Origin of the sequence: Streptococcus sp. HSISS2 (genome assembly GCF_000448665.1) — a bacterium.
Lineage (GTDB): Bacteria > Bacillota > Bacilli > Lactobacillales > Streptococcaceae > Streptococcus > Streptococcus raffinosi.
Map to the genome: position 1 here is coordinate 631205 of NZ_CM002133.1, position 2650 is coordinate 633854.

At 39.3% G+C, this 2650-nt stretch carries 4 pseudogenes; all 4 read left to right on the top strand.

The window, feature by feature from the left end:
- Positions 1 to 193, top strand: a pseudogene (locus HSISS2_RS10720) (ferrochelatase); the annotation flags it as partial.
- Positions 194 to 284: 91 nt separating this feature from the next.
- Positions 285 to 1322: pseudogene (locus HSISS2_RS02950) on the top strand (alcohol dehydrogenase catalytic domain-containing protein).
- Between the two features lie 263 nt (positions 1323 to 1585).
- A pseudogene (locus HSISS2_RS02955) lies at positions 1586 to 2418 on the top strand (IS30 family transposase).
- 157 nt (positions 2419 to 2575) lie between these two features.
- A pseudogene (locus tag HSISS2_RS10725) lies at positions 2576 to 2650 on the top strand (CopY/TcrY family copper transport repressor); the annotation flags it as partial.

The window sequence follows — 2650 nt, forward strand, 5'->3', positions numbered from 1 at the left end:
ACCTCAACTAGAGACTTTTGATGAGTTGGAAGCCCCTTCAAACACAGGACAGATTTTAGAAGAGGAAGAAGACATTCAGATGCCTGATTTCGTCAAAAAATTGATTGCTAAAAAAGGTCGAGAGAATGTCAAAATGCCATATCTAGTTAAGAAAATGCTTGAAAAGAAGTATGGAAAAAATATGATTAAGTAACTAAATATGACCGTAATAGGGAGTGTTTGATGTGAGCGATTTCTTGTTAAAAAGTATATACTATCAGAAACAAAAGAATAGAGGTTATTAAATGAAATCAGCAGTTTATACCAAAGCTGGGCAGGTTGGTCTAGAAGAAATTGATCGTCCGCATATCGTGGCAGCAGATGATGCCATTATCAAGATAGTACGTACTTGCGTTTGTGGCTCTGATCTTTGGAGTTACCGCAATCCAGAAATCGAAGAGGGACATGGAAATAGTGGTCATGAGGCTATCTGAATTGTCCAAGAAGTTGGTGAGGAAGTTACTACAGTAAAACCAGGTGACTTTGTCATTGCCCCTTTCACACACGGTTGTGGACATTGTGATGCTTGTCGTGCTGGTTTTGACGGTTCTTGTGATAACCACCCGAGCAATAACTGGTCTGGTGGCGTTCAGGCTGAGTATATCCGTTTCCACTTTGCTAACTGGGCCCTTGTCAAAATTCCTGGCCAACCATCTGATTATACAGAAGCTATGCTCAAATCCTTCTTGACGTTAGCAGATGTTATGCCGACAGGTTACCATGCGGCACGTGTGGCTAATGTGCAAAAGGGTGACAAGGCGGTCGTTATCGGAGATGGGGCTGTTGGTCAATGTGCTGTCATCGCAGCTAAGATGCGTGGTGCTTCACAAATTGTCCTTATGAGTCGTCACGAATATCGTCAAAAAATGGCTTTGGAGTCAGGTGCAACTGCAGTTGTTGCTGAACGTGGCGAAAAAGGCATTGCCAAAGTCCGTGTAATCCTTGGTGGAGGAGCAGATGCAGCTCTTGAGTGTGTCGGTACAGAAGCAGCGGTAGATCAGGCCCTTGGAGTCCTTCACAATGGTGGTCGAATGGGATTTGTTGGTGTTCCACACTATGAAAACCGTGCCATTGGATCAACCTTTGGACAAAATACAACGATTGGTGGCGGACCAGCCTCTGTCACTACTTATGACAAGCAGTTCTTGCTCAAGGCTGTTCTTGATGACGACATCAATCCAGGCCGAGTCTTTACGACAAGTTATAAATTGGAAGATATTAATCAGGCCTATAAAGATATGGATGAACGCAAGACCATCAAGGCTATGATTGTGATAGAGTAACGAAAAGTCTAGTAGAATTGTTTCTACTAGACTTTTAACTTGGTGTACATAAAATTTTTAAAATCCCCAATTTGTAAAATTAAGCTAGACAGAAAAAGCCATCTATGTAAGGCCAGATAAACACCACATTTGTCTGAAAGGAACTTACATAAATGACTTATACTCATCTTATCACAAACGAGTTTGTAATGATAGAGGCTTACTATCAAGAAAACTTAAAAGTTTCAGATATTGTAACTTCACTTGGATGATCAAAACAGACAATCTACAATGTCATCAACTATCTGAAAGAGGGGCACTCTGCATATAATTACTATAACCGTTATAAAGTCAATAAGAAACGTTGTGGTCGGAATAAAACAAGTCTTACGCAATCAGAAAAAGATTTTTCCAAACTCATTTAGAACAAAATTGGAGCCTTGATGTCATTAAAGGAACTTATCCAGATAGGGTTTCTTGTTCTATGAGAACTCTCTATCGACTAGCAGACCGTGGTATTTTAAAGAAAGAGGATTTCCCTTGGAAAGGCTAAAGAAAACCAAATGGTCATAGCGAAAAACGAGGAAAACAAGCGTTTCGTAGCGATTTGCGTGAGAGAGCAGACAGTTATCCCGATTTTAAGACGGAATTCGGTTATCAAGAAGGAGATGCAATTGTGGGTGAAAAGAACAAAAGTGCAGTCATTACCTTAGTAGAACGCTGCTCAAAAGCCATCATCACACTGAAAACCAATGGACGGAAAGAAAGTGATATTGAGACTTCCATCAATCAATGGTTGTCTCAAGTCCCCAGCCACCTCTTTAAGTCAACCACTTTTGATTGCAGGAAAGAATTTTCTAATTGGAAATCTTTTTCAAATGCTCACGACATTGATATTTTCTTTGCGGATCCAGGATGTCCTGGGCAACAAGGTCTCAATGAACATTCTAATGGATTATTAAGACGAAATGGACTACCTAAACAAATGGATTTTACTAATATTTCTCAAAATTATTTATCAGCTACAGCTGATAAAAGAAATGGAATTCCTAGAATGTCTTTGAATTATCAAACACCATACCAAGTTTTTCTGAGTTGCATGAAAAATCTAACTTAATTTGACAATTTAGGGAGATAAAAATAGGGAGCGAAAAAAGCCCAACCAGACAAATCTTCAAAGGAAGATTTTTTTAAACTTTTGGTTGACAAATGTAAATCTTAGGTGTAAAATAACATCATAAGGTTTACAAATGTAGATTTTGAAAGGAGAAGCCATGCAAATTTCTAATGCGGAATGGCGCATCATGAAGATTATCTGGATGGAAGGCAAGCAGACCAGCACGGATTTG